Source organism: Micromonospora sp. DT228 (assembly GCF_049841595.1).
Lineage (GTDB): Bacteria > Actinomycetota > Actinomycetes > Mycobacteriales > Micromonosporaceae > Micromonospora.
This window is the reverse complement of sequence record NZ_JBNCKO010000012.1, coordinates 31912-58360: the sequence shown is the minus strand read 5'-3', so window position 1 is coordinate 58360 and position 26449 is coordinate 31912. Positions and strand designations below refer to the sequence as shown.

The following is a 26449-nucleotide window of genomic DNA, read 5'->3' as shown; positions in this document are numbered from 1 at the left end:
GGTCAGCTCACGTTTGCCGGGCCGAGGACGCTCTTCAGGTCACCCATCAGCGCAGTCGTCGCCGCCACCCGGAACGGGCCTAGCCGCAGGGTGGTGGTGCGCCCACCGTTCTGGAGCTTGACGTGCACCTCGGTGTCGCCGGGGTGCAGCACCAGGGTTTCCTTGAGCTTCTCCACGAGCGGTGGTGTGCACCGGTGCACCGGGATGGTGAGGGTGACCGGCTTGTTCGTGGCGCTGGTGCTGACATCCGGCATGGACATGTCCATCGCCATGATCCGTGGGGTGTCGTCGCGGCGGTCGACCCGGCCCTTGACCACCACGATGGCGTCCTCGGCGATGTACTGCCCGATCACCTCGTAGGTGTTGGGGAAGAACAGCGTCTCCACCCCACCGGCCAGGTCTTCCAGGGTGGCCGAGGCCCAGGCGCGGCCCTGCTTGGTGACCCGGCGCTGCACCCCGGACAGGATGCCGGCGAGGGTGACGACCGCCCCGTCGGGCACCGCGCCGTCCTCGGCGAGGGAGGCGATTGTGGTGTCGGCTGCCGCGCCGAGGATGTGTTCCAGGCCGAACAGCGGGTGGTCGGAGACGTACAGGCCGAGCATCTCGCGCTCGAACGCCAGCTTGTCGCGCTTGTCCCACTCGCTGTCGCCGATGGTCGGCATCACCGTGGTGCTGCCCGTGTCGGCGTCGCCGAAGCCGGCGCCGAAGAGGTCGTACTGGCCGACCGCCTCCTTGCGCTTCACGTCGGCGTACGCGTCGATGGCGTCCGCGTGCACCGCGAGCAGACCCTTGCGTGGGTGTTCGAGGGAGTCGAACGCGCCGGCCTTGATCAGCGATTCGATTGTCTTCTTGTTGCAGACCACCGCGTCGACCTTGGACAGGAAGTCGTAGAAGTCGGCGTAGTCGCCCTTCTCCTCCCGGCACCGCATGATCGAGGCGACCACGTTCGCGCCGACGTTGCGCACCGCGGCCAGGCCGAAGCGGATGTCGCTGCCGACCGGGGTGAACGGCCCGGCCGAGGTGTTCACGTCCGGTGGCAGCACCTGGATGCGCATCCGGCGGCACTCGGACAGGTAGAGCGCCATCTTGTCCTTGTCGTCGCCGACGGACGTGAGCAGCCCCGCCATGTACTCGGCCGGGTAGTGCGCCTTCAGGTACGCGGTCCAGTAGGAGACCAGCCCGTACGCGGCGGAGTGCGCCTTGTTGAAGGCGTAGCCGGCGAAGGGCACCAGGACGTCCCACACCGCCTGGATCGCCTCGTCGGAGTAGCCGCGCTCGCGGCAGCCGTCCCGGAACGGGATGAACTCCTTGTCGAGGATCTCCTTCTTCTTCTTACCCATGGCGCGGCGCAGCAGGTCCGCCTGACCGAGGGTGTAGCCGGCGAGGATCTGCGCGGCGCGCTGCACCTGCTCCTGGTAGACGATCAGACCGTGGGTCGGCGCCAGGATCTCCCGCAGCGGCTCCTCCAGCTCCGGGTGGATCGGGGTGATCTCCTGGAGGCCGTTCTTGCGCAGCGCGTAGTTGGTGTGCGAGTCGACGCCCATCGGGCCGGGCCGGTACAGCGCCAGGACGGCGGAGATGTCCTCGAAGTTGTCCGGCTTCATCAAGCGCAGCAGCGAACGCATCGGCCCACCGTCGAGCTGGAACACGCCGAGGGTGTCACCACGGGCCAGCAGGTCGTACGCGGCCGGGTCGTCCAGCGGCAGGCCCAGCAGGTCGAGCTTGAGCCCGTGGTTGAGCTCGATGTTCTTGACGGCGTCGTCGATGATCGTCAGGTTGCGCAGGCCGAGGAAGTCCATCTTCAGCAGCCCGAGCGACTCGCAGGTCGGGTAGTCGAACTGCGTGATGATCGCCCCGTCGGCGTCGCGGCGCGTCAACGGGATGTGCTCGATGATCGGCTCGGCGGACATGATGACGCCCGCGGCGTGCACACCTGTCTGCCGGATCAGCCCCTCGATGCCCTTGGCGGTGTCGATCACCTTGCGGACGTCCGGGTCCGAGTCGTACAGGCCGCGGATCTCGCCGGCCTCGGCGTAGCGGGGGTGCTTGGTGTCGAAGATGCCGGTGAGCGGGATGTCCTTGCCCATCACGGCCGGCGGCATCGCCTTGGTGATCCGGTCGCCGACCGCGTACGGGAAACCGAGCACCCGGGCCGAGTCCTTGATCGCGGCCTTCGCCTTGATCGTGCCGAAGGTCGCGATCTGGGCGACCTTGTCCTCACCCCACTTGTCGGTGACGTACTTGATCACCTCACCGCGCCGACGCTCGTCGAAGTCGATGTCGACATCCGGCATCGAGACGCGCTCGGGGTTGAGGAACCGCTCGAAGATCAGGCCGTGCTGGATCGGGTCCAGGTCGGTGATGCCCAGCGCGTACGCGACGAGGGAGCCGGCGGCCGAACCACGACCCGGACCGACCGAGATGCCCTGGCTCTTGGCCCACTGGATGAAGTCGGCGACCACGAGGAAGTACGACGGGAAGCCCATCTGGTTGATGACGCCCAGCTCGTACTCGGCCTGGACGACGTGCCCCTCCGGGATGCCGTTCGGGTAGCGGCGGGCCAGGCCGGCGAACGTCTCCTTGCGGAACCAGGACTCCTCGGTCTCCCCGTCGGGCACCGGGAAACGCGGCATCAGGTTGTGGAACTCGAACATGCCCTTCGGGTCGACCTTCTCGGCCACCAGCAGGGTGTTGCGGCAGCCCTCCTGCCACAGTTCCGACGAGTCCACCGCGCGCATCTGGTCGGCGCTCTTGACGAAGTAGCCGCCACCCTCGAACCGGAACCGGTTGGGGTCGTCGATGTTGCTGCCGGTCTGCACGCACAGCAGCACGTCGTGGGCGGTGGCCTGCGCCTCGTGGGTGTAGTGCGAGTCGTTGGTGACCACCGGCGGGATGTCCAGCTTGCGGGCGATCTCGGTGAGCCCCTCGCGGACCCGGCTCTCGATCGAGAGGCCGTGATCCATGATCTCCAGGAAGTAGTTGTCCTTGCCGAAGATGTCCTGGTAGCTCGCCGCGACCTTGAGCGCCTCGTCGAACTGGCCCAGCCGCAGCCGGGTCTGCACCGCGCCGGACGGGCAGCCGGTGGTGGCCATGATCCCCTCGGCGTGCTGGGCGATCAGCTCCATGTCCATCCGGGGCCACTTGACGTAGTGCCCCTCCATGGACGCCCGCGAGTTGAGGGTGAACAGGTTCTTCAGGCCGCGCGCGTTCTTCGCCCACATGGTCTTGTGGGTGATCGCGCCGTTACCCGAGACGTCGTCGCTCTTCTGCTCCGGCCGCCCCCACTTGACCCGCGCCTTGTGGTAGCGCGACTCCGGCGCCACGTACGCCTCGACGCCCAGGATCGGCGTGATCCCGGCAGCCATCGCCTGGTTGTAGAAGTCGTTCGCGCCGTGCATGTTGCCGTGGTCGGTGATCGCCACCGCCGGCATGCCGAGCCGGTTGGCCTCGGCGAACAGGTCCTTGAGGCGGGCCGCTCCGTCGAGCATCGAGTATTCGGTGTGCACGTGCAGATGCGCGAACGAATCGGCCATGCCTGGCGCCCCCCGGCGGTGTGGATCTTGATGGTCGGAGCCGACCGGGACCTACCCTACCGAGGTGATCTCGACGGCTCCACCGTCCGCGCCGACGGCCGTGGCCCTCGTCTCGTCCGCCGGGCAGTCCACCGAGCCCGCGTCTCCGCGGGACGGAAAATGGGCCTAGGCTCATCAGCATGGCGAGGTACTACGACGTGCACCCGGAGAACCCGCAGCCCCGGATCATCGGCCAGGTCGCCGACCTGATCCGCGGCGGTGGGCTGGTCGCCTACCCGACGGACTCCTGCTACGCGCTCGGCGTCCAGCTGGGCAACGCGGACGGGCTGGACCGGATCCGCCAGATCCGCCACCTCGACGACCGGCACCACTTCACGCTCGTCTGCCGGGACTTCGCGCAGCTCGGCCAGTTCGTCCAGATCAGCAACTCGGTCTTCCGCCTGGTCAAGGCGTCCACCCCGGGCAGCTACACCTTCATCCTGCCGGCCACCAAGGAGGTGCCGCGCCGGATGTTGCACCCGAAGAAGCGCACCGTCGGGGTGCGCGTACCCCGGCACACCGTCACCCAGGCGCTGCTGGCCGAGCTGGCCGAGCCGCTGGTGTCGAGCACCCTGGTCCTGCCCGGCGACGACGAGCCGATGACCCAGGGGTGGGAGATCAAGGAACGGCTCGACCACCAGCTCGACGCGGTGCTCGACGCCGGCGACTGCGGCAAGGAGCCGACGACGGTGATCGACCTGTCCGGCCCGGAGCCGGAGATCCTGCGCCGGGGCGCCGGCGACGTGTCCCGCTTCGAGTAGGGCAGGGGACGGCGTCGGGTGCCGGACCGAACGGGGCCGCGCCGGCGTCACCGGTCGTACGCTCGGGGATCGGCACCGGCGAGCATTGGCGTTCGGCACGCTCGTCGGAGTGACCGTCGCCGGCCCGGCGGCGGCAGCGCCCCTGGCCGGCGGCGCCGCGCACGGTCCGGCGTCGCGCGCCCCCTCGTCGGGTCCGGACGGCGACCACAGCCACCCGGGGGTGCTCGGCGTCGCCGGGGCCGGGGCGTACCGGATCGGCGCCAGCCTGGCGGCGCTCACCGCGAACGGGCACATCGACTGGACCGCGCCGAGTTGCGGCGGGGTCGTGCACGCCGGGGCGACGGGTTCCTGGGCCGGCGTGCTCGTGCTGGCCTTCCGCGACGGCCGGCTGGTGGAGGTGGGTACGGCCACCGCGCCGCCGCGGTCCCCCGCCGGGGCGGCGGTCGGCATGTCCTTCGCCGAGTTGGAGGAGATCTACGGCCGGCGGGGTTCGTTGATCCGCAACGACGCGGGGGACGCCGAGGCGTACCTCGTGCGGGTGGGATCGCGGGTGGAGTTGTTCACCGGGCACCCGATCCGGCCGGGCGTGGGCTACTTCCAGGTTGGTCCGGCCAGCTTCGTCGAGCGGAACTTCCGGCAGGGCCCGGCCTGCTGAGCAGCGTCAATGTCGGGGCGTCCGGTTCGTGCCGGGCGCCCCGCGTGCTGCCCGGCGCACCGGTCTGCGAGCGACACGATGATGTCTTGGTAGACAACACTGTGTGGCACACAGTATGGTGTGACACATGGTTAGCGAGGACGTTCTACGGACGCACCTACAGGAGTTGCGTCGAGGCACCGTCGTGGTGGCCAGCCTGGTCGCGCTGCGTCGACCGGACTACGGCTACGCACTGCTGCAACGGCTCACCGACCACGGCTTTCCGGTGGACGCCAACACGCTCTACCCGCTGCTGCGCCGCCTGGAGGACCAGGGGCTGCTGACCAGCGAGTGGAACACCGCGGAGAGCCGACCGCGCAAGTTCTACCGGACCAGCGACGAGGGCGAGTCGATGCTGAGCCGCCTGCTCGACGACCTCGCCGCCGTGCAGGCCTCCATCACCGGGCTGATCCAAGGAGTGGACCGATGAACACCCTGACCAACCGCTACCTCGCCGCCACCCTGCGCTCGGTGCCCGCCCAGCGTCGCGACGAGATCGCCACCGAGCTGCGGGCCTCCATCGACGACATGATCGAGGGCCGCACCGACGGTGGCGCGGACCCCGCCACCGCCGAGCGGGAGGTGCTCACCGAGCTGGGCAACCCCGACCTGCTGGCCGCCCGGTACGCCGACCGGCGGCTGCAGCTCATCGGCCCGACCTACTACCTGGTCTGGCTGCGCCTGCTGAAGCTGCTGCTCAGCTTCATCCCGGCGCTCGCCGGCACAGTGGTCGCCATCGTCACGGCCACGGAGGGCAAGGGCTTCGGGGCCATCGGGACGGGCATCGTCGTCGCCCTGCACGTGACAGTGCACATCTGCTTCTGGCTCACCCTGGTCTTCGCCCTCATCGAGCGTTCCCACACGACCGTGGACCTGCCGGAGTGGACGGTCGACCAACTGCCCGACACCCCCGTGCGCAGGGGCATCCCCCTCGCCGACACCATCGCCTCCGTGATCATGCTGGTGCTGACCATCGGCTACCTGCCCTTCCAGCACTACCAGTCCTGGGTGCACGACACCGACGGCGACAACATTCCGATCCTCGACCCGGGTCTGTGGTCGTTCTGGCTGCCGGCGCTTATCGTCGTGCTGGTCGCCAGCGTGATCTTCGAGGTCGTCAAGTACCGGATCGGGCGCTGGACCTGGGCCCTGTTCGGCACCAAGGCGCTGCTCGACCTGGCGTTCACGGTGCCGCTGGTGTGGCTGGCGCTCACCGACCGGCTGCTCAACCCGGCCCTGGGTCCGCGCCTGAGCTGGTTGGCGGAGGCCGACAACCGGGACTCCCTCGGCCTGGCCATCGCGGTAGGCGCGGCCGCGATCGTGGTCTGGGACCTGGTCGACACAGCCCGGAAGACCCGCCAGCAACCGACCGCGTGAACGACACCAGAGCAGGTGGCCCGGCGCGTACTCCGCGCCGGGCCACCGCCCGTCGGCCGGACCGCCCGCCACGCCCACTCGCCGGCCGCCACGGGCGGCGTGGCATCGTTCCCGGATGACCGTGGCACCGCGAGACGAATGGCGCCGTCCGGCTCCGACCGCCCAGCAGCGCCGCAACGACCTCTGGATCGGCCTGGGGATGACCGTGCTGGCGCTGGTCAGCCTCACCCTGGCCCGCAGCACCGGGGCGTTCCTGCTGGGCCCGCCGCCGTCCGGGGCGGAGCAGCTGTTCTGGGCCGTCGCGGTGACGCTGCCGCTGATCTGGCGGCGGCGCTGGCCGGTGGCGGTTCTGCTGATCGTCTCGGCGGCGTTCATCGCCGCGCAGGCACGATCGGCTCCGGAGACCCAGTGCTCGGCCTGGGCGTTGTTCTGCGCCCTCTACACCGTCGGCGCCTGGGGGCAGGACCGTCGACGGGCCCGCCGGGCGCGGATCGGCGTGATCGCCACGATGTTCGCCTGGCTGGGGATCCACTACGCGACGATGATCGACCACATTCCACCCGGGACCTTCGACGAGGCGGTCGGGCCGGTGCCACCCGTGCTTGCCGCGATGGTCACCGGCGCCCTGCTCAACGTGCTGGTCTTCGGCTTCGCGTGGTTCTTCGGTGCGACCGCCTGGGTGGCCGCGTGCCGCGAACACGAGCTGCGTACCCAGGCCGAGGACCTGCGTCGGTCGCAGACCGAGTCCCGGGAACGGGCGGTGCTCGGCGAACGGGTCCGGATCGCCCGGGAGTTGCACGACGTGGTCGCCCACCACGTGTCGGTGATGGGAGTGCAGGCGTCCGCCTGCCGCCGGGTGTTCGACCGCGACCCCGGCAAGGCCCGCACCGCGCTCACCGCCATCGAGCAGAGCGCCCGCACCGCCGTCGACGAGCTACGCCGGATGCTGGGCGTGCTGCGGACCACCGGCACTGTCGACGCCGGACCGCCGGCCGGCGGCGGCGTCGACCGGATCGGCGAGCTTGTCGAACGGGCTCGGGCCGCGGGCCTGACGGCAACCCTCGGGGTGTACGGCGATCCGGTCGCGCTGCCCGAATCGGTCTCCCAGGCGGTGTACCGGGTGACGCAGGAGGCGGTGACGAACACCCTCAAGCACGCCGGTGCGGACCTGCTGGACGTGCGGGTCCGCTACCTGGCCCGGGAGGTGGAGGTGGACGTGAGCGACAACGGACGAGCCGGCGGCCGGGTCGACGCCGTCGGGCTGGGCCTGATCGGGATGCGCGAACGGGTCGCCGCACACGACGGCGACCTGGAGGCCGGGCCGCGGGCCGGCGGCGGATGGCGGGTACGCGCCCGCTTCCCGCTGACGACGGCCGACCCGCCGGTCGGCGCGCGGCGGGAACCGCCCCACCAGCGAGAACCGCACGACCAGCGGGAACCGCACCACGAATGCCAGTCGGCCGTCGACGCGAAGCTCCCCGCATGAGCGCCGCGCCAACCCACGAGACGTCGGGTCCGGGTCAGAGGATCCGGGTGTTGCTCGCCGACGACCAACATCTCGTCCGCACCGGCTTCCGGGTCATCCTGGAGGTGGAGGACGACATCGAGGTGGTCGGCGAGGCCGCCGACGGCGAACGGGCCGTCACCATGACCCGGGCCACCCGCCCCGACGTCGTACTGATGGACGTGGAGATGCCCGGGATGGACGGACTGGAGGCCACCCGGCAGCTCACCGCCGACGGGCCCGGTGGGCCCGCGGTGCTGATCCTCACGACCTTCGACCGCGACGACTACCTGTTCGCCGCGCTGCGGGCCGGAGCCAGCGGTTTCCTGTTGAAGAACGGCACACCGGAGGAGCTGATCGAGGCGATCCGGGTGCTGGCCAGGGGCGACGGCCTGCTCGCCCCGGAGATCACCCGCCGGGTGATCTCCACGTTCGCCCGTCCCGGAGACCCGGCGGGCACCGCCCACCGGGGGCCGGAGGCGGACGCCGCGCTGGCCGAGCTGACTCCACGGGAACGGGAGGTGCTGGTGCTGCTCGCCGCCGGGTCGAGCAACGCGGAGATCGCCGCGGCCATCCACCTGGGCGAGGCGACAGTCAAGACCCACGTCAGTCGGGTGCTGGCCAAACTCGGCCTGCGCGACCGGGTGCAGGCGGTGGTGTTCGCGTACGAGAACGGGGTGGTCCGGCCCGGGGGGTGACCGCCATCCGTCGCACGGCGGACCGCCCGCTCACCCATCGGGCGGACGGCGGGGCGGGGTATTCGATCTAGCGTGGGACCGTGACCAGAACGCTTCGCCTCGACGGCATCGACCGCAGCTTCGGCGACCGGCAGGTGCTCAGAAATGTGTCCTTCGAGGTGGCCGCCGGCCGGATGACCGGCTTCGTGGGCGCCAACGGCGCCGGCAAGACCACCGCCATGCGAATCATCCTGGGTGTGCTCGCCCCCGACGCCGGTGAGGTGAGCTGGGACGGCGCCCCGCTGACCCGCCACGACCGGCGACGCTTCGGCTACATGCCGGAGGAGCGGGGCCTCTACCCGAAGATGACCACCCGGGAGCAGGTGACGTACCTGGGCCGGCTGCACGGCCTGGACGCACCCGCCGCCCGGCGGGCCACCGACGCGCTGCTGGACCGGGTCGGCCTCGGTGAACGCGGCGACGACCTGCTGGAGACGCTGTCGCTGGGCAACCAGCAACGCGCGCAGATCGCGGCCGCGCTCGTGCACGACCCCGAGGTGCTGGTGCTCGACGAGCCGTTCTCCGGCCTCGACCCCCTCGCTGTCGACACCGTCGTCACCGTGCTGCGGGAGCGGGCCTCGGCCGGCGCGCCGGTGCTCTTCTCCAGCCACCAGCTCGACGTCGTGGAACGCCTCTGCGACGACCTGGTGATCATCGCGGACGGGGTGATCCGGGCCGCCGGCGGCCGCCAGCAGCTACGCGACTCGTACACCGTGCCCCGCTACGAGTTGGTGGTGGCGAACGACGCCGGTTGGGTACGCGACCAACCCGGGGTGACAGTGGTCGAGCTGGACGGCCCGCGCGTGGTCTTCGACCTGCCGGCCGGCGCCGACGAACAGCCCGTGCTGCAGGCGGCCCTCGCGCGCGGTCCGGTGCGCGCCTTCGGCCCGGTCAGCCCCTCGCTCACCGAGATCTTCCGAGAGGTCACCCAGTGAACATCACCCAGGCCACCCGGCTGGTCGCCGAACGGGAGATCCGCGTCAAGCTGCGCGACCGCACCTTCCTGTTCGGCACACTCTTCTTCCTGCTGATCGCGGCGGCGGGCACCATCCTGCCGCCGCTGCTCTCCGGCGGGCCGTCCACGGTGGCGGTGACCGAGAGCGCGGCCGGTCCCCTGCGCGCCGCCGGCCTGGAGGTCCGGGTGGTCGCCGACGACCGGGCCGCCGAGCAAGCCGTCCGCGACGACGACGTGGACGCCGCGGTGGTCGCCGGACCGGCAGTGCTGGCCATGGAGGAAGCCCCCGACGACGTGGTGAAGGCCCTGAGCAGCCAGCCGACCGTACGGCTGCTCGACCCGGACGCGGTGGACCCGGTGGTGGCGTTCCTGGTGCCGTTCGTCTTCGCGTTCGTCTTCTTCATCACCTCGCAGACGTTCGGGGTGCAGATCGCGCAGAGCGTCATCGAGGAGAAGCAGACCCGGATCGTGGAGATCCTGGTCGCCGCCGTGCCGGTACGCGCGTTGCTGGCCGGGAAGGTGGTGGCCGGCGCCATCCTGGCGTTCGCGCAGATCGCGTTGATCGCGGTGGTGGCGGTGATCGGGCTCCAGATGGGCGACAGTGGCGGTCTGCTCACCCTGCTCGCCCCGGCGATCGGCTGGTTCGTGCCGTTCTTCCTTGTCGGTTTCGTGCTGCTCGCGGCGATGTGGGCAGCGGCCGGCGCGCTGGCCAACCGGCAGGAGGACATCGCCGCGGTGTCGACGCCCGTGCAGTTCGCCGTGATGCTGCCGTTCTTCGCGGTGATCTTCCTGAACGACAACGACACCGCGATGCGGGTGCTGTCCTACCTGCCGTTCTCGTCGCCCACGGCCATGCCGCTGCGGCTGTTCACGGGTGACGCCGCCGGGTGGGAGCCGGTCGTCTCGCTCGTCATCCTGCTGCTCGCCGCCGGCGCGTTCCTGCTCGCCGGCGCCCGGGTGTACGAGGGGTCGCTGCTGCGCACCAACGGCCGGACCTCCCTGCGGACCGCGTGGCGGGAGCGGGAGACCATCGGCTGAGCCGTCGCCCCCGGCGGGCGTCGGTGTCCTGGTCGGACGCCGACGCCCGTTCCGGGCTCAGCGGGTGGGCGGCACCTGGTCCCGGCGGGCCGGGAGAGCAGGTCAGCGGGTGGGCGGCACCTGGTCCCAGCGGGCCGGCAGTGGGGGCGCCGACCAGGACGGGTCGGGCTGCCACGTCGCCCACGCCGGGTCCCACCAGCGCTCCCCCGCGTCGAGCAGCGCCGCGATCCGGTCACCCTCGGCCTGGATGGCATCCCCCATGCCCGGGTAGCGCCCCTCGACGAGGCGCTCGGCGAAGATCTCCACGTCCTTCCAGACGTAGGCGTCGGCGTCCGCGCCCCACCACAGGTCCAGCTCGTGGTCGAGAGTGTCCACCCCGATCGGCGTACGCCGGAACGGGTCCTGGAGGTTGAAGTACCAGGCGGCGAAGTCACGCCCGGGGCCGGTCCAGAACACGTCGACCGAGTGCGCCTCGCCGGGGCGTTGCAGCATCAGCTTGCCGTGCCCCGACCACGAACGGTGCCCGGCGGTCTCCCACGGGTGCCGCCCGCACGGAAAGGCCCCGGAGGTCGGGAACCCGAACTCGGCCCCCGGCGGCAGATAGAGGGCGAGCAGGTCGGGCGAGTCCTCGACGCAGATCGTCGGGCAGCCGAACCACACCTCGCCGCGCAGGATCTCACGCCGGACGACCACGTCACCGGGCGCGAAACGCTGTGCCACCAACTCCCCCACCTCCACGTTCGCCGGCACCGCCTGGTCACCTCGACGGTGCGCAGGTCGGGGTGTCCCCGCGCGAGGGACACCCCGACCTGCGTGATTCCGAGTCAACCGCTCTCAGGCGTCGACCGCCGCCATCACGTCGTCGCTGACGTCGAAGTTGGCGTAGACGTTCTGCACGTCGTCGCAGTCTTCGAGGACGTCGATCAGCTTGAAGATCTTGCGGGCCCCCTCCTCGTCCAGCGGGATGTTCATGCTGGGGACGAGAGACGACTCGGCCGACTCGTACTCGATGCCGGCGTCCTGCAGCGCGGTGCGCACCGGGACCAGGTCGGTCGGCTCGGAGACCACCTCGTACGCCTCACCGAGGTCGTTGACCTCCTCGGCGCCGGCGTCGAGGACGGCCAGCATCACGTCGTCCTCGCTGGTGCCCTCCTTGGGCACGATCACCACGCCCTTGCGGGAGAACATGTACGACACCGAGCCGGCGTCGGCCAGCGAGCCGCCGTTGCGGGTCAGCGCGGTGCGCACCTCGGTGGCCGCCCGGTTGCGGTTGTCGGTGAGGCACTCGATGAGCATGGCCACGCCGTTCGGGCCGTACCCCTCATACATGATCGTCTGCCAGTCGGCGCCGCCGGCCTCCAGGCCGGAGCCACGCTTGACGGCGCGGTCGATGTTGTCGTTCGGCACCGAGCTCTTCTTCGCCTTCTGGATCGCGTCGAAGAGCGTCGGGTTGCCGGTGGGGTCGCCGCCGCCGATCCGCGCGGCCACCTCGACGTTCTTGATCAGCTTGGCGAACATCTTGCCGCGCTTGGCGTCGATGACGGCCTTCTTGTGCTTGGTCGTCGCCCACTTTGAGTGGCCGGACATCTTCTACCTCCGTTGCTACCCGCCGGCTGCATCGACCGCACCGCTCGCGCCCCGCTCCCGCCGGCGCACGCGGAGGTGCCGGTCAGCTCTGGTGGAAGCCGTGGCGGGCAGATGGCCCTGCCGAATCCCCGCAATCCTACCGACGTCCCCCGGGTCGCTGTCATGCACCGCGCGCGGCGACCTCCCCACGCCCGCCCGAAACGGGCATACGCGCGGAAAACAGTGTCAGATCAGCCCACCAGCTCGGCGGCGCCGGCCGCCACCCCTGCCGGATCGACCGGACGCAGCGCTCGGGACCAGAGTTGCCCGCCGACTGAGCGACGGGTCCCCCGGTCAGGAGGTGGCCCGCACCAGGTCCACGAAGTACGCGTGCACGCGCAGGTCGCCTGTCAACTCGGGGTGGAACGAGGTGGCCAACAGGTTGGCCTGCCGCACCGCCACGATCCGGTCGGCGGCCGGGCCGTCGGTCACCGTCCCGATCACCTCGACTCCGGCGCCGACCCGTTCCACCCAGGGCGCGCGGATGAACACCGCGTGGAACGGCTCGCCCTCGACTCCGGTGATCGTCACCGGCGCCTCGAACGAGTCGACCTGCCGGCCGAACGCGTTGCGCCGGACGGTCATGTCGATGCCGGCGAAGCCCCGCTGGTCGGGTCGGCCGTCGAGCACCTCGGTCGCCAGCATGATCATGCCCGCGCAGGAGCCGTAGACCGGCATCCCGTCGGCGATGCGCTTGTCGATCGGCTCGCGCATCTCGAAGATGTCGGCGAGCTTGCTGATGGTGGTGGACTCGCCGCCGGGGACGACCAGGCCGTCCACCGCGTCCAGCTCCGCCGGACGACGGACCGGGCGGGCGTCCGCGCCGGCCGCCGCCAGTGCCGCCACGTGCTCGCGGACGTCCCCCTGCAGCGCGAGGACTCCGATGGTGGGCGCGCCCATGCCTACCAACCGCGCTCGGCCAGGCGGTGCGGCTGCGGGATCTCGTCGACGTTGATGCCGACCATGGCCTCGCCGAGACCACGGGAGACCTTCGCCAGCACGTCCGGGTCGTCGTGGAAGGTGGTGGCCTTGACGATCGCGGCGGCCCGCTGCGCCGGGTTACCCGCCTTGAAGATGCCGGAGCCCACGAACACGCCCTCCGCGCCGAGCTGCATCATCATCGCCGCGTCGGCCGGGGTGGCGATCCCGCCGGCGGTGAACAGCACGACCGGCAGCTTGCCGCTCTCGGCGACCTCCTTGACCAGCTCGTACGGGGCCTGCAACTCCTTGGCCGCGACGTACAGCTCGTCGGCCGGCAGCGAGGACAGCCGGGCGATCTCCTGACGGATCTTGCGCATGTGGGTGGTGGCGTTGGAGACGTCGCCGGTGCCCGCCTCACCCTTGGAACGGATCATGGCCGCCCCCTCGGTGATCCGCCGCAGCGCCTCACCCAGGTTCGTCGCGCCACAGACGAAGGGCACCGTGAACGCCCACTTGTCGATGTGGTTCGCATAGTCGGCGGGGGTCAGCACCTCGGACTCGTCGACGTAGTCCACGCCCAACGACTGGAGGATCCGCGCCTCCACGAAGTGGCCGATGCGGGCCTTGGCCATCACCGGGATGGAGACCGCCTCGATGATCCCGTCGATCATGTCGGGGTCGCTCATCCGGGAGACGCCGCCCTGCGCGCGGATGTCGGCGGGCACCCGCTCCAGGGCCATCACCGCGACGGCGCCGGCGTCCTCGGCGATCTTGGCCTGCTCGGCGTTGACCACATCCATGATCACGCCGCCCTTGAGCATCTCGGCCATGCCGCGCTTGACGCGGGCGCTGCCGACGACGGGGGCCGGACCGGTGTTCGCGGCGGAGTTTTCGGGCACGGGTCATCGCTCCTTGGACGTGCGCTGGGGGTGACAGCGAAAATGCTACGCGCGGGTCAACGCCGAACCGACAGCCAATCAGACCCCCGGTGGCCTGCCCTGTGGCCCTGGTCACCGGCCCGCCAGCGCGCTGCCAGGTCAGGTGGCGGGGACGTCCGCGGGGACGGTGAGGGTCGGGTCGTCGATGTCGAAGTAACGCGGCCACTCCTGACCCCGTCCCATCCGCAACACCCGCACCAACGGTCGGCTACGCGCCGAGCGGGCGTCCCGGACCAGGTCGGTGTGCACCTGCCGGGACAGCGCGAGCCGACGACTGGCGGCGATGACCGCCCCACAGGCCGGATCGCCCGGATCCAACTGGACGCCCCGCAACTGCCGGGTCAGGTCGTTCTCCGCCGCCTCCCGCTCGTCCGGGCTGGCGTCCAGGGCGATCCGGGCCGCCGCGTACAGCTCGACACCGAACCGCCGCTCGGCCAACACGGCGGCCGCCGCGGCCCGACGCAGCAGGTGGGCGTCGAGGGCCCGCGCCGCCAGCTCCGCGCGGCCCTGCAACCGCTCCACCCGGCCGGCGGTCCAGACAAGGTACGCCGCGACCAGCCCCACGACCACGATCGCGGCCACCACCCACCACATGTGCGGCATCGTAGTGCTGCTCCGTTTCGCCTCCGATTGGGCGCGGCAACACCGGTCACCCCGGTTGTCGTCCGCACCATGCGTCCCACCGGCTCAGCCCAGCCCCACCCACTCCTGGTCGATGACCCGCCCGTCGGTTGCCTCGATCGCCGCTGCGTATACCTCCACAACGCGCCGAGCAACCACCGGCCAGTCGAAATTCGCCACCACCTGATCGCCGCACTCGGTCAACGCGGCCCGCCCGGCGGGGTCGTCCAGCAGCTCGGTCACCGCGTCGCGCAACCCCACCGGGTCACCCGTGGGAAAGAGCCGGCCGGCGCGCCCACCGTCGAGCACCCGCCGGAACGCGTCCAGGTCGCTGGCGATCACCGTCGTACCCGCCGCCAACGCCTCGGTGAGGATCATGCCGAACGACTCGCCACCGGTGTTCGGCGCCACGTAGAGGTGCACACTGCGCAGCATCCGCGCCTTGTCCGGTTCGGTGACCAGCCCGAGGAACGTGATCCGCTCGTGCAGCTCGGCCGGGAACTGGTCGTACAGGTCGTCGGGGTCTCCCGGGCCGGCGACGAGCAACCGCAGCCCGGGCCGGGTGGCGGCCAACGCCACGAACGCGTCGCGCAGCACCGGGAAGCCCTTGCGCGCCTCGGTGAACCGGCCCAGGAAACCCAGGGTGCCGCCGCTGCCCGGGGCGCACTCCCCCGGCCAGCCCGGCAACGGCTCGGCGTCGGCGAACTTCGCCACCGCCACCCCGTTGGGGATCTCCACCGCCCCGCCGTCCATGTGCTCGACCTGCACCTTGCGGGCCAGCGCACTGACCGCGATCCGGGCGGTGATCCGCTCCAGCACGATCTGCAACACACCCTGCGCGGCGGCCAGCACCCGGGAACGGGTCATCGCGGTGTGGAAGGTCGCCACCACCGGGCCGCGCGCGGAGAGCACGGCCAGCAGCGACAGGCTCAGCGTGAGCGGCTCGTGCACGTGCAGCACGTCGAAGTCGCCGTTGATGATCCAACGCCGGACCCGGGCCGTGGAGACCGGGCCGAACGCGATCCGGGCCACCGATCCGTTGTACGGCAGCGGCACGGCACGACCCGCGGACACCACGTACTCCGGCAACGGCGAATCCTCGTCGGCCGGCGCGAGCACGCTTACCTCGTGGCCGAGCGCGATCAACGCCTCGGCCAGGTCCATCACGTGGTTCTGCACCCCGCCGGGGACATCGAAGGAGTACGGGCACACGATGCCGATCCGCATGCGTCAGCGCCCCCCGCCCACGACCGCGGCACACCGTCCCACCGTGCCCACCACCTCCTCAGGCCGGACCGGCGGCCGAGGATGGCAGCGCCGTGCCGTCCCCCGACCCCCGCTGGTCCAGCCACATCCGCTGCAACATGTGCCAGTCTTCCGGATGCCGGGCGATACCCGCCGCCAGATGGTCGGCGATGAGCTGGGTCAGCGACCGGACCCGCTGGTCCAGGGGCCCCGCCTCGGGCCCCGGCACCGGCAGCGGGCCGGCGAGCGACGCGCACGCCGCATCCGATTCGTACCACATCGAGGCCACGTAGAGGGGCGCACCGGTGTGCAACGCGAGCAGCGCCGGCCCGGCCGGCATCCGGGTCTTACCGCCGAAGAAGTCCACCTCCACCCCCCGGGCGGAGAGGTCCCGGTCGGCGAGCAACGGCACCACCGCACCGGCACGCACCCGGTCCAGCAGCACGTCGAACGCCGGACGCGACCCCCCGCGGGTGGGCAGGATCTCCATGCCCACGCTCCCCCGGAAGGCCACGAAACGCTTGTACACGCCCTCCGGCTTGAGCCGTTCCATGACAGTGGTGATCGGCCAGCCGCTGGCCGCTACCCAGGCGCCCGCGGCGTCGTAGTTGCCGGCATGGGGAAGGGCCACCACGGCGCCCCGGCCCGCTGCCACGTCGGCGGCGAGCAGCTCGGCGCCGTCGAGTCGGAAGCCGGAGAGGATCTGCGCCCGACTCAACGCGGGCAGCCGGAACGCCTCCATCCAGTACCTGGCGTACGAGCGGAGCCCTCGCTTGACGAGATCGTCCAGCTCGGCCTCGGACAGCTCCGGGCCGACCACCCGGCGCAGGTTCGCGCGCAGTCGGGCCGTACCCCCTCCGGCGCGGCGGTGGGCGCGGTCCGCGCCCGCCTGGAACGCCGCCGCCACCAGCGGCCGGGGTAGCGCGCGGACCACCCGCCAGCCGGCGACGTAGCCAAGCTCGGTGAGGTTCACGCGGCCCGGCCGCCGGTCGTCCGACGCCGGGTCGTCGACACGCCCCTCACGCCTGGCCGTTCGGCTGGAGCTGCTGGGCCTGGCGGTAGACGTGCGCCATCCGCTGCCCCACCGTGAAGATCGACACCGCGGCGAGCAGCCAGAGCGCGATCTCCAGCGCGGGCTTCACGTCCAGGCCGGTGAGGATACCGCCGACCCCGACGATCAGCAGCCGTTCGGTGCGCTCGGCGATGCCCACGTTGCAGGTCATGCCGAGACCTTCGGCGCGCGCCTTGACGTAGGAGACCAGACTGCCGGCGGCCAGGCAGATCAACGCCGCGGCCACCCCGGAGTGGTCGCCCTGGGTGGCCAGCCAGTACGCGACCGCGCCGAAGACGGCACTGTCGGCGACCCGGTCCATGCTCGAGTCGAGGAACGCCCCGAACCTGGTGGACCCGCCGCTCATCCGGGCCATCGTCCCGTCGAGCAGGTCGGTGAGCGCGAAAACGGTCACGATCAACGCGCCCGCGACCAGATGGCCGCGGGCACCGAAGCCGAGCGCGCCGACGAGCACACCAACGGTGCCCGCGACGGTGACGGCATTGGGAGTCACGCCCGCGCGCAGCAGGGCGCGGGCAATCGGCTCGACGACGCGGGTCATCCCCGCGCGGGCCGACACTTGGAAGATCTTCGCCATGGCGGTCCCCACGATAACGGTCCGCCCAGGTCCGGCGATACGGCCGCCCCTCCGACCCGCCCGGGAGAGGCTTGTGCCTACCCGACAACGGGTGTGAGATCGAGCCGGAGGGTGAGCCAGCTCACCCGCTCACCCGTCCCGTTCCCGCTGAGCACGAGACCACCGGAGGATACTGCCGCGCACTCGCCCCGGGCCGCTTACCGTCGCGCGGCGGTCGCCACCCACCACCGGCTGAGGGAGGTGCGCCCCATGGCGCAGAAGCACGAGAAGGGTTCCACCGGCGGCGCGCCGGTGGTGACCGAGCCCGAACAGGTTCGCAACGTGGTGCTCGTCGGGCACTCCGGGGCGGGCAAGACGACACTCGTCGAGGCCCTGCTCGCGACGACCGGCACGATCAGCCGGGCCGGCGCCGTCGTCGACGGCACGACGGTCGGCGACCACGACCCCGCCGCCGTCCGCCAACAGCGGTCGGTCAGCCTGTCCTGCGCTCCGCTGCTGCACAACGGCATCAAGGTCAACCTGCTGGACACCCCCGGGTACGCCGACTTCGTCGGCGAACTGCGCGCGGGGCTGCGGGCCGCCGACGCCGCCCTCTTCGTCGTCTCCGCGGCCGGCGGCATGGACGCGGCCACCGTCGCCCTCTGGGAGGAGTGCGCGGCTGTCGACCTGCCCCGCGCCGTCGCGGTCTCCCGCCTGGACCAGCCCCGCGCCGACGTCGACGAGACGGTGGCGCTCTGCCAGCGCCTCTTCGGCGACAACGTGATGCCCCTCTACCTGCCGATGCTCGGCGACGACGGGGTGTCCACCGAGGGGCTGCTCGGCCTGATCACCCGTCGCGTCTTCGACTACTCCGCCGGGCTGCCCGCCGACGTCCGCGACCCGGACCCGGAGCACCAGCGGGCCATCGACGAGTCCCGCGACGAGCTGATCGAGGGGATCATCGCCGAGAGCGAGGACGAGACCCTCATGGACCGCTACCTCGACGGTGAGGAGATCAGCGACGAGGTGCTCATCGACGACCTGGAGAAGGCCGTCGCCCGGGGGCACTTCTACCCGGTGGTGCCGGTCTGCGCCGAGACCGGTGTCGGGCTGGACGTGCTGCTGGAGGTGCTGACCGCCGCGTTCCCGTCGCCGCTGGAGCACGAGCTGCCGGCGGTCGCCGGCGTGGACGGCTCCCCCCGCCCGCCGCTGACCTGCGACCCGGCCGGGCCGCTCGTCGCCGAGGTCGTCAAGACCACGGTCGACCGGCACGTCGGCCGGGTCTCGCTGGTCCGGGTCTTCTCCGGCACGCTGCGCCCCGACCAGACCGTGCACATCTCCGGGCACGGCATGACCGAACGCGGCCACCCCGACCACGACGCCGACGAGCGGGTCGGACATATCTACACCCCGCTGGGCGCCACCCTGCGGGAGGTGCAGCTCTGCGTGGCCGGCGACATCTGCGCGATCACCAAGTCGGGCACCGCCGAGACCGGCGACACCATCTCGGCCAAGGACGACCCACTGCTGATCGCCCCCTGGGAGATGCCGGAGCCGCTGCTGCCGGTGGCGGTCGTCGCCCGCAGCCGCGCCGACGAGGACGCCCTGGCCCGCAACCTCGCCCGTCTGGTCGCCGGCGACCCCACACTGCGCCTGGAGCGCAACCCGGAGACCCACCAGCTGGTGCTCTGGTGCATGGGCGAGGCGCACGCCGACGTGGTGCTCGACCGGCTGCGCGCCGGCGGCGTCGAGCTGGACACCGAACCGGTGAAGGTGTCCCTGCGCGAGACGCTCACCGTGCCCGCCAACGGGCACGGCCGGCACGTCAAGCAGTCCGGCGGGCACGGCCAGTACGCGGTCTGCGACATCGAGGTCGAGCCCCTGCCCCCGGGCAGCGGCAACGAGTTCGTCGACCGGGTCGTCGGCGGCGCGGTGCCACACAACTACATCCCGTCCGTGGAGAAGGGCGTCCGCGCCCAACTGGAGCGCGGCCTGGTCGCCGGCCACCCGGTGGTGGACCTGCGGGTGACACTTGTCGACGGCAAGGCGCACAGCGTCGACTCCTCCGACGCGGCCTTCCAGACCGCCGGCGCGCTGGCCCTGCGGGACGCCGCCGACCGTGGTCAGCCCGCGCTCCTGGAGCCGATCGACGAGGTCACCATCCGGGTGCCGGACGGCTCGGTGGGTGCCGTGCTGGGCGACCTGTCCGGCCGCCGCGGCCGGGTGCTCGGCACCGAAGCGGACCCGGACACCGAGGGCCGCACCCTCGTCCGCGCCGAGGTGCCGGCGACCGAGTTGCTGCGCTACGCCGTCGAGCTGCGCTCCATGACGGCTGGCACCGGCACCTTCCGCCGCCAGTTCGTCCGCCACGACCCCATGCCGGCCCACCTGGCCGACCAGATCCGCAAGGAACACACCCCCTGAGCCTCGCCCCGCCGCGCCCGACCCCCGCGAGGCACCACAACTCGTGATCGACAGGGCCGGGTGGGGCGGGTGGCCTGCCATGTTCGCGTCCTGTAGAGCTGCCCCAGATCTGGGGCAGCTCTACCGGCGCGCCGAGACCCGACCAGGCCACCGCCCAGGCACACCGCAACTTCACACGCCACCACCACCCCGACCAGGCCACCGCCCCAGATACGGGGCAGCTCTACAGCAGGCCCGCACCCACCCCACCCCGCCACCGCCCCAGAAACGGGGCAGCTCTACAGCAGGCCCGCACCCACCCCATTCCGCCACCGCCCCAGAAACGGGGCAGCTCTACAGCAGGCCCGCACCGACCTGGTGGGGTGAGCACCCGGGTCGGGACGCGACGGCAGCGCGGGGCGGACGGGTGCCACTGCCCCGCTCAGGGGTGGGTGGTGGGGTGGGTGGGAGGGGGCCAGTGGGGGCGGTCGGCGTCCAGCAGGGCCGCGGTGCGCAGGGCCGCCAGTTGGCGCTCCACCTCGACGAACTGGTCCGCCGGCAACGGCCCTCGGCGCAGCGCGGCGGCGTTCTCCTCGACCTGGGCGACCGTACGGCAGCCGGGGATCGGGATGGTGCGGCCGCTGCGCGCCCAGATCCAGCCCAGCGCTCCCTGGGCGAGGGTGCGCCCATCGGCGGTGAGCGCCGCGCGGACCGCGCCGACCCGGCGCAGCCACTCCGGCGCGGGCCGGCCACCGCGGAACCACTCCAACCAGCCGGGGGCCGACCCGCGTACGTCGTCGCGGGGCAGCACCGAGCCGGCCGAGTACTTGCCGGTGAGCAGCCCCATCCCCAGTGGGCCCCGGTTGACGCTGGCCAGGTCGTACTTGTCGCAGACGGCGAGCAGTTCGGGGGCGTCGCGCAGCACCGACAGGGTGTGCTGCACGGCGGTGGCACCGGCGGCGCCGTGACCGAACGCGGTGGCCCGGTCGACACGGTCGGTGCTCCACCCGTACGCCCGGATCAGCCCCTCGGTGACCAGGTCCTCGCAGGTGCCGACCAGCGCCTGCGCCCGCGGCACCGACAGGTCGGCCAGGTGTAGCTGGTAGAGGTCGATCCGATCGGTGCCCAACCGGCGCAGCGAGTCCGTCACGGCCCGGCGCAGGTACGCGGGCGACGCGTCCTCCCCGGTGGCCTGTCGGCGCGCCTCGTCGAAGGTGTAACCCCACTTGGTGGCAATCACGGCCTCGTCCCGGCGGCCCGCGAGCGCTCGGCCGAGGACCCGCTCGCCGTGCCCGGCGCCGTACGTGTCGGCGGTGTCGAACAGGGTGATGCCCTCGTCGAGCGCCCGGTGAACCGCCCGTACCGACTCGTCGTCGTCGACCGCGCCCCAGCCCAGCGGTTGGGCGCCCTCCGCCCAGGGCCCGCCGATCGCCCAGCACCCCATGCCGAGGGCGCTGACCTCGATGCCGCTGCGCCCCAGCGTCCGTGTCGTGACTGCCATCGGCCGATCGTGCCACCTTCACCTGGTCGGGACGTAGCAGATCTCGGAGCGCAATCGTGGGTGCGCGTCGACCCGTCCGCCGTGCCCCGCGCGGACGCCGCGTGGCCGGACGCCCGCGTGGCCGGTGGTCAGGAGGGCCAGGCGCGGGCGAAGAGGTCGCGGGTGTCGCCGAGCAGTTGCGGCAGGACCTTCGTGCGGCCGATCACCGGCATGAAGTTCGCGTCACCGCCCCAGCGCGGGACCACGTGTTGGTGCAGGTGCGCGGCGATGCCGGCGCCGGCCACCCCGCCCTGGTTCATGCCCAGGTTGAAGCCGTGCGCGTTGCTCACCTTGCGGATCATCCGCATCGCGGTCTGGGTGTACGACGCCAGCTCGGTGGTCTCCGGCACGTCCAGGTCGGTGTAGTCGGCGACGTGCCGGTAGGGGCAGACCAGCAGGTGCCCCGGATTGTACGGATAGAGGTTGAGCACCACGAACACGTGCTCGCCACGGGCCACCACCAGGCTGTCCTCCGGCGGCAGCTTGGGTGCCCGGCAGAAGGGGCAGCCGGTGGGCTTCTCGTAGCCCTCGGCCGGACGGTCCTCGCCGGAGATGTAGGTCATCCGGTGCGGCGTCCAGAGCCGCTCCAGGCCGTCCGCCATGCCATCCGTGTCCGTGTGCCGTTCCGCCCCTGTCACGAGCCGATCCTACGGAGCCATCCCGTCGAGCCGCGACTCCCGTCGCCGGGAAAACTCTTGCTGCACATTCTTGACGGATCGATGTTGAAACCTGAAGATTCCATGCATCCATAAGCGCGCATGTATCGATGGAGGGTCACCCATGATCCGTCGGCTCGGCCGGCTCCTCGCGGCACTCGCCCTGACCGCCGCCACCACAGTGGCCGGCATCACCCTCACCGCCGGCGCCGCACAGGCGGACGGCTGCTACACCTGGGGTCGCACCCTCTCCCAGGGGGCGTCCGGCGACGACGTCCGGCAACTCCAGATCCGGGTCGCCGGCTACCCCGGCTACGGCGCGGTGCTCACCATCGACGGCGCGTTCGGCCCGGCCACCCGCTCGGCGGTGATCCGCTTCCAGCAGGCGTACGGGCTACCGGCGGACGGCATCGCCGGCCCGCAGACGTTCAACCGGCTCTACGCCCTGCAGGACGACGACTGCACACCTGCCAACTTCAGCTACCCCGAGCTGAACAGGTGCAACAGCGACTGGTCCGGCGGTGCGGTAGCGGCGAGCACCGCACGGGCCAACGCGCTCGTCTCGATGTGGAAGCTCCAGGCCCTGCGGCACGCCCTCGGGGACGTGGCCATCTCGATCAGCAGCAGCTTCCGTAGCTACGCCTGCAACAGCGCGGTGGGCGGGGCGTCCAACAGCCGGCACCTGTACGGGGACGCGGTGGACCTGGTCGGGTCACCGTCGTTCTGCCGGCTGGCCCAGCAGGCCCGCTACCACGGCTTCGGGCAGATCCTCGGCCCCGGCTACCCGGACCACAACGACCACACCCACGTGGCCGCCGTCGGCGGCTGGTCGGCCCCGAGCTGCGGCATCTGACCCCCGGCGCGGCCCGCAGTCGCGGTTGCCGGGCGCGGCCGGAGGGCCGCGCCCGGTTCCGTTACTCCGCGGCGGCGGAGGGGCCGATGTTCGTGCGCGAGCTGACCACGTCCAGGATGTGGGTCACCGCCTCGGCGGTCGGCACCCCGTTGCGCTGCGAGCCGTCGCGGTAGCGGAAGGACACCGTGCCGGCGGCCACGTCGTCGTCTCCGGCGATCACCATGAACGGGATCTTCTGCTGCTGCGCCGTACGGATCTTCTTCTGCATCCGGTCGTCGCCCGCGTCCACCTGGGCCCGGATCCCCTCGGCGCGCAGCGCCGCGACGAAGCCGTGCAGGTAGTCGGTGTGGTCCTCGCGGATCGGGATGCCGACCACCTGCACCGGGGCCAGCCAGGCCGGGAACGCGCCCGCGTAGTGCTCGGTGAGCACCCCGAAGAACCGCTCGATCGACCCGAACAGCGCCCGGTGGATCATCACGGGCCGCTGGCGGGTGCCGTCGGCGGCCTGGTATTCCAGGCCGAACCGCTCCGGCTGGTTGAAGTCGACCTGGATGGTGGACATCTGCCAGGTCCGGCCGATCGCGTCCCGCGCCTGCACGGAGATCTTCGGGCCGTAGAACGCCGCGCCGCCCGGGTCGGGCACCAGGTCCAGGCCGGAGGTCGCGGCGGCGGTCCGGAGCGCCTCGGTCGCCTCCGCCCAGTCCTCCTCGGCTCCGATGAACTTGGGCGAGTCGTCGCGGGTCGACAACTCCAGGTAGAAGTCGTCCAGGCCGTAGTCACGCAGCAGGTCCAGCACGAAGCTGAGCAGCGCGGACAGCTCGCCGGCCATCTGCTCGCGGGTGCAGTAGATGTGCGAGTCGTCCTGGGTCAGACCACGAACCCGGGTGAGGCCGTGCACGACGCCGGACTTCTCGTACCGGTAGACCGTGCCGAACTCGAACATCCGCAGCGGCAGCTCCCGGTACGACCGCCCGCGCGACCTGAAGATCAGGTTGTGCATCGGGCAGTTCATGGCCTTGAGGTAGTAGTCCGCGCCCTCCAACTGCATGGGCGGGAACATGGTGTCCGCGTAGTAGGGCAGGTGGCCGGACGTCTGGAACAGCTGCGCCTTGGTGATGTGCGGGGTGTTGACGAACTCGTACCCGGCGGCCTCGTGCCGTTGCCGGGAGTAGTGCTCCATCTCCCGGCGGATGATGCCGCCCTTGGGGTGGAAGACCGCCAGGCCGGAGCCGATCTCGTCGGGAAAGCTGAACAGGTCGAGGTCCGCGCCGAGCTTGCGGTGGTCGCGCCGGGCGGCCTCCTCCAACAGCTTCAGGTACGCCTTGAGCTCGTCGCGGGTCGGCCACGCGGTGCCGTACACCCGCTGTAGTTGGGGGTTCTTCTCCGAGCCACGCCAGTAGGCGGCGGCCGAGCGCATCAGCTTGAACGCGCCGATCAGGCGGGTGGTCGGCAGGTGCGGACCCCGGCACAGGTCCGACCAGCAGACCTTGTCCTCCTTGGCGTCGAGGTTGTCGTAGATGGTCAGCTCGCCGCCGCCCACCTCCATCACCTCGTCGGTGTCCAGGCCCTCGCCCTTGACCTCGATCAACTCCAGCTTGAACGGCTCGTCGGCCAGCTCGGAGCGCGCCTCGTCCAGGCTGCCGAAGCGGCGGCGACGGAACCGCTGACCGCTCTTGATGATCTCCTGCATGCGCTTCTCGAGCTTGCTGAGGTCATCGGGCTGGAACGGCTTGTCGACGTCGAAGTCGTAGTAGAAGCCGTTCTCGATGGGCGGGCCGATACCGAGCTTGGCCTCGGGGAAGATGTCCTGCACGGCCTGGGCGAGCACGTGCGCGGTGGAGTGGCGCAGCACGGTGAGCCCGTCGGGTGAGTCCAGGCTGACCGGCTCGACGACGGTCTCCTCGGCCGGCGCCCAGTCCAGGTCGCGTAGCTGACCCTGCGGGTCGCGGACCACGACGATCGCCTTGGGGCCGTTCGCGGGCAGTCCGGCCGCGGCCACCGCGTCGGCCGCCGTGGTCCCGGCGGCGACGACGACGGGGTCGGCCACGGCGGGGGTACGGGGTGCGGACACGGTGACTCCTCCAAGCGGTACGAAACGGTGCCGATCCTCGGCTCCTGCCGATGCTATCGGTCGCGCTGCCCCCGATCGGGAACGGCACCTTCCTCACGGCCGCGTTGAACCTTTCGCACCTCGGAGCCGAACTAGAAGGTGTGGTCGGAAACCGGTGCCGGTCGCGTCGACAGGGATGGGGACACAAGATGGCGAGCACGCACGGTGGTGGACGTCGGCGGCGGATCGCGGCGGTGACCGCGCTGACCGCCGCCGGGCTGCTGCTCTGGCCCGGCGCGGCGCGGGCGGCGGACGTGACGACCACCCCGACGGAGGCCCGGCAGGGCGACGCCGTACGCCTGGAGTTCACCGTTCCCGAGGAGCGGGCCGGCACGAAGACCAACCAGATCGAGGTCCGGTTGCCGGCCGACGCGCCGATCGCCGAGGTCTACCCGATGTCGGTGAACGGTTGGGCGCCCCGGATCAGCTCCCGCACCCTGGACAAGCCGGTGGCGGGCATCCACTCCTCCGGGGTGAGCACGGTGACCACCGCGGTGACCTGGGTCCGGGTCGGCGAGAGCGACCCCGGCCCGGCCCGGCTGGCGCTGTCCATGGGGCCGATGCCGCAGGCGGAGCGGCTCACCTTCGAGGTCGTCCAGACGTACGCCGATGGCACGGTGGTCCGCTGGGCGGACGCCGCCGGCCCGCACCGCGCCCCGGCTCTCACCCTGCTGCCGGCGGCGCCCGGCGCGGCGGGTCCGGCCGCCCACGGTGGGCACGGCGGCCCGGCGGCCGGTGCGCCCGCCGACCCGGACAACGCCGTCGACGCCGCGCCGGCCGCGGGCGACGCGGGCGAGGAGTCCGGCAGCGCCGACGGGATGCTGGCCGCCGGCCTGCTGGCCGGGCTGGGCGGCGGCGCGGCGATCGGTTGGCTGGTCAGCCGGTGGCGTCGACGCGACCCGGCCGAGGCCACGGCCCTCGCCGAGGTGACCGGCGGCCCGGACGAGGACGCGACCCTCGCCGAGATCACCGGCCGCGCGGACGAGGCCACGGCCCTCGCGGAGGTGACCGGCGGCCCGGACGAGGACGCGACCCTCGCCGAGATCACCGGCCGCGCGGACGACACCGCCGCACCCGAGATCGCCGGACGTGCGGACGACACGGCGGCGCTCGCCGAACCCCAGACCGTCGATCCCCAGCCCGCCGTTCCCGCAGCGTCGCGGTGATCCACTCCGCTTCCCGGAAACCGGCGCATCCACGCCGCGCGGACAGCCCGACTTAGCGATGATCAACTCGGCTTCCTGGAAACTGCGGCATCCAAGCCGCACGG

The 26449-nt window shown here is 71.7% G+C and carries 23 protein-coding genes; 11 read left to right on the top strand and 12 right to left on the bottom strand.

All coding sequences use genetic code 11. The annotated features are described in order from the left end of the window. Window positions 1-2: 2 nt before the first annotated feature. On the bottom strand, window positions 3-3533 hold the full coding sequence (dnaE, locus tag ACLQ29_RS23155; RefSeq protein WP_425773582.1) for a DNA polymerase III subunit alpha: 3531 nt from the start codon (window positions 3531-3533) through the stop codon (window positions 3-5). Between the two features lie 179 nt (window positions 3534-3712). On the opposite strand from dnaE, the gene ACLQ29_RS23150 reads away from it, so the two are divergent. The 8 genes from ACLQ29_RS23150 to ACLQ29_RS23115 all read left to right on the top strand — a co-directional run bounded on the left by ACLQ29_RS23150 (window position 3713) and on the right by ACLQ29_RS23115 (window position 10638). Then, the gene (locus ACLQ29_RS23150) at window positions 3713-4333 is read left to right on the top strand and encodes an L-threonylcarbamoyladenylate synthase (RefSeq protein ID WP_357245328.1); all 621 of its coding nucleotides are present in this window, start codon (window positions 3713-3715) and stop codon (window positions 4331-4333) included. A 109-nt stretch (window positions 4334-4442) separates the two neighbouring features. After that, window positions 4443-4988 carry a hypothetical protein gene (locus ACLQ29_RS23145; protein ID WP_425773581.1) on the top strand — a complete coding sequence of 182 codons (546 nt, stop codon included), beginning with the start codon at window positions 4443-4445 and terminating at the stop codon, window positions 4986-4988. A 127-nt stretch (window positions 4989-5115) separates the two neighbouring features. Next, window positions 5116-5457 (top strand): PadR family transcriptional regulator, encoded by a 342-nt coding sequence (locus tag ACLQ29_RS23140; protein ID WP_425773580.1) that lies wholly within the window; start codon window positions 5116-5118, stop codon window positions 5455-5457. Further along, window positions 5454-6404: a permease prefix domain 1-containing protein gene (locus ACLQ29_RS23135; RefSeq protein WP_425773579.1), complete on the top strand. Its 951-nt coding sequence runs from the start codon at window positions 5454-5456 to the stop codon at window positions 6402-6404. Before ACLQ29_RS23140 ends, ACLQ29_RS23135 begins: the two co-directional genes overlap by 4 nt. 115 nt (window positions 6405-6519) lie before the next feature. Then, the gene (locus tag ACLQ29_RS23130) at window positions 6520-7890 is read left to right on the top strand and encodes a sensor histidine kinase (protein ID WP_425773578.1); all 1371 of its coding nucleotides are present in this window, start codon (window positions 6520-6522) and stop codon (window positions 7888-7890) included. Then, entirely contained in the window at window positions 7887-8606 is a 720-nt protein-coding gene (locus ACLQ29_RS23125) for a response regulator (protein WP_425773577.1), read from the top strand. The genes ACLQ29_RS23130 and ACLQ29_RS23125 overlap by 4 nt, the downstream gene beginning before the upstream one ends. An 80-nt stretch (window positions 8607-8686) precedes the next feature. Further along, window positions 8687-9580, top strand: a complete 894-nt coding sequence (locus tag ACLQ29_RS23120) for an ABC transporter ATP-binding protein (RefSeq protein ID WP_425773576.1) — start codon at window positions 8687-8689, stop codon at window positions 9578-9580. Continuing rightward, complete coding sequence (locus ACLQ29_RS23115) at window positions 9577-10638, top strand: ABC transporter permease (protein WP_425773575.1); 1062 nt, start codon at window positions 9577-9579, stop codon at window positions 10636-10638. Before ACLQ29_RS23120 ends, ACLQ29_RS23115 begins: the two co-directional genes overlap by 4 nt. Before the next feature lie 102 nt (window positions 10639-10740). On the opposite strand, the gene ACLQ29_RS23110 is transcribed toward ACLQ29_RS23115, so the two are convergent. The 8 genes from ACLQ29_RS23110 to pgsA all read right to left on the bottom strand — a co-directional run bounded on the left by ACLQ29_RS23110 (window position 10741) and on the right by pgsA (window position 17638). Continuing rightward, window positions 10741-11388, bottom strand: a complete 648-nt coding sequence (locus tag ACLQ29_RS23110; RefSeq protein ID WP_425773574.1) for a DUF402 domain-containing protein — start codon at window positions 11386-11388, stop codon at window positions 10741-10743. 84 nt (window positions 11389-11472) lie between these two features. Then, entirely contained in the window at window positions 11473-12225 is a 753-nt protein-coding gene (locus ACLQ29_RS23105) for a YebC/PmpR family DNA-binding transcriptional regulator (RefSeq protein ID WP_425773573.1), read from the bottom strand. Between the two features lie 333 nt (window positions 12226-12558). Next, window positions 12559-13164 carry a pyridoxal 5'-phosphate synthase glutaminase subunit PdxT gene (pdxT, locus tag ACLQ29_RS23100; RefSeq protein ID WP_425773572.1) on the bottom strand — a complete coding sequence of 202 codons (606 nt, stop codon included), beginning with the start codon at window positions 13162-13164 and terminating at the stop codon, window positions 12559-12561. A 2-nt stretch (window positions 13165-13166) separates the two neighbouring features. Beyond that, complete coding sequence (pdxS, locus tag ACLQ29_RS23095; RefSeq protein ID WP_425773571.1) at window positions 13167-14084, bottom strand: pyridoxal 5'-phosphate synthase lyase subunit PdxS; 918 nt, start codon at window positions 14082-14084, stop codon at window positions 13167-13169. A gap of 138 nt (window positions 14085-14222) precedes the next feature. Next, complete coding sequence (locus ACLQ29_RS23090; protein WP_425773570.1) at window positions 14223-14726, bottom strand: hypothetical protein; 504 nt, start codon at window positions 14724-14726, stop codon at window positions 14223-14225. 84 nt (window positions 14727-14810) lie between these two features. Next, window positions 14811-15971: a glycosyltransferase family 4 protein gene (locus ACLQ29_RS23085; protein WP_425773569.1), complete on the bottom strand. Its 1161-nt coding sequence runs from the start codon at window positions 15969-15971 to the stop codon at window positions 14811-14813. Between the two features lie 58 nt (window positions 15972-16029). Beyond that, on the bottom strand, window positions 16030-16962 hold the full coding sequence (locus tag ACLQ29_RS23080) for a phosphatidylinositol mannoside acyltransferase (protein WP_425773568.1): 933 nt from the start codon (window positions 16960-16962) through the stop codon (window positions 16030-16032). 46 nt (window positions 16963-17008) lie between these two features. Continuing rightward, a complete protein-coding gene (pgsA, locus tag ACLQ29_RS23075; protein ID WP_393367692.1) occupies window positions 17009-17638 on the bottom strand; it encodes a phosphatidylinositol phosphate synthase in 630 nt (209 codons plus the stop codon). Between the two features lie 249 nt (window positions 17639-17887). Between pgsA and ACLQ29_RS23070 the strand changes: the two genes are divergently transcribed. After that, entirely contained in the window at window positions 17888-20041 is a 2154-nt protein-coding gene (locus tag ACLQ29_RS23070; RefSeq protein WP_425773567.1) for an elongation factor G-like protein EF-G2, read from the top strand. A gap of 421 nt (window positions 20042-20462) precedes the next feature. Here the strand turns inward: ACLQ29_RS23070 and ACLQ29_RS23065 are convergent, their stop codons facing one another. Both ACLQ29_RS23065 and ACLQ29_RS23060 read right to left on the bottom strand, forming a co-directional pair. Then, window positions 20463-21521 carry an aldo/keto reductase gene (locus tag ACLQ29_RS23065; RefSeq protein ID WP_425773566.1) on the bottom strand — a complete coding sequence of 353 codons (1059 nt, stop codon included), beginning with the start codon at window positions 21519-21521 and terminating at the stop codon, window positions 20463-20465. Window positions 21522-21649: 128 nt separating this feature from the next. Next, window positions 21650-22162, bottom strand: a complete 513-nt coding sequence (locus ACLQ29_RS23060) for an HIT family protein (RefSeq protein WP_425773696.1) — start codon at window positions 22160-22162, stop codon at window positions 21650-21652. Between the two features lie 178 nt (window positions 22163-22340). On the opposite strand from ACLQ29_RS23060, the gene ACLQ29_RS23055 reads away from it, so the two are divergent. Next, window positions 22341-23069 (top strand): D-Ala-D-Ala carboxypeptidase family metallohydrolase, encoded by a 729-nt coding sequence (locus ACLQ29_RS23055; RefSeq protein ID WP_425773565.1) that lies wholly within the window; start codon window positions 22341-22343, stop codon window positions 23067-23069. A 61-nt stretch (window positions 23070-23130) separates the two neighbouring features. Here ACLQ29_RS23055 and thrS read toward each other — a convergent pair whose 3' ends face one another. After that, window positions 23131-25140: a threonine--tRNA ligase gene (gene thrS / locus ACLQ29_RS23050; RefSeq protein ID WP_425773564.1), complete on the bottom strand. Its 2010-nt coding sequence runs from the start codon at window positions 25138-25140 to the stop codon at window positions 23131-23133. Between the two features lie 188 nt (window positions 25141-25328). On the opposite strand from thrS, the gene ACLQ29_RS23045 reads away from it, so the two are divergent. Further along, complete coding sequence (locus ACLQ29_RS23045; RefSeq protein ID WP_425773563.1) at window positions 25329-26345, top strand: DUF1775 domain-containing protein; 1017 nt, start codon at window positions 25329-25331, stop codon at window positions 26343-26345. Window positions 26346-26449 lie beyond the last annotated feature (104 nt).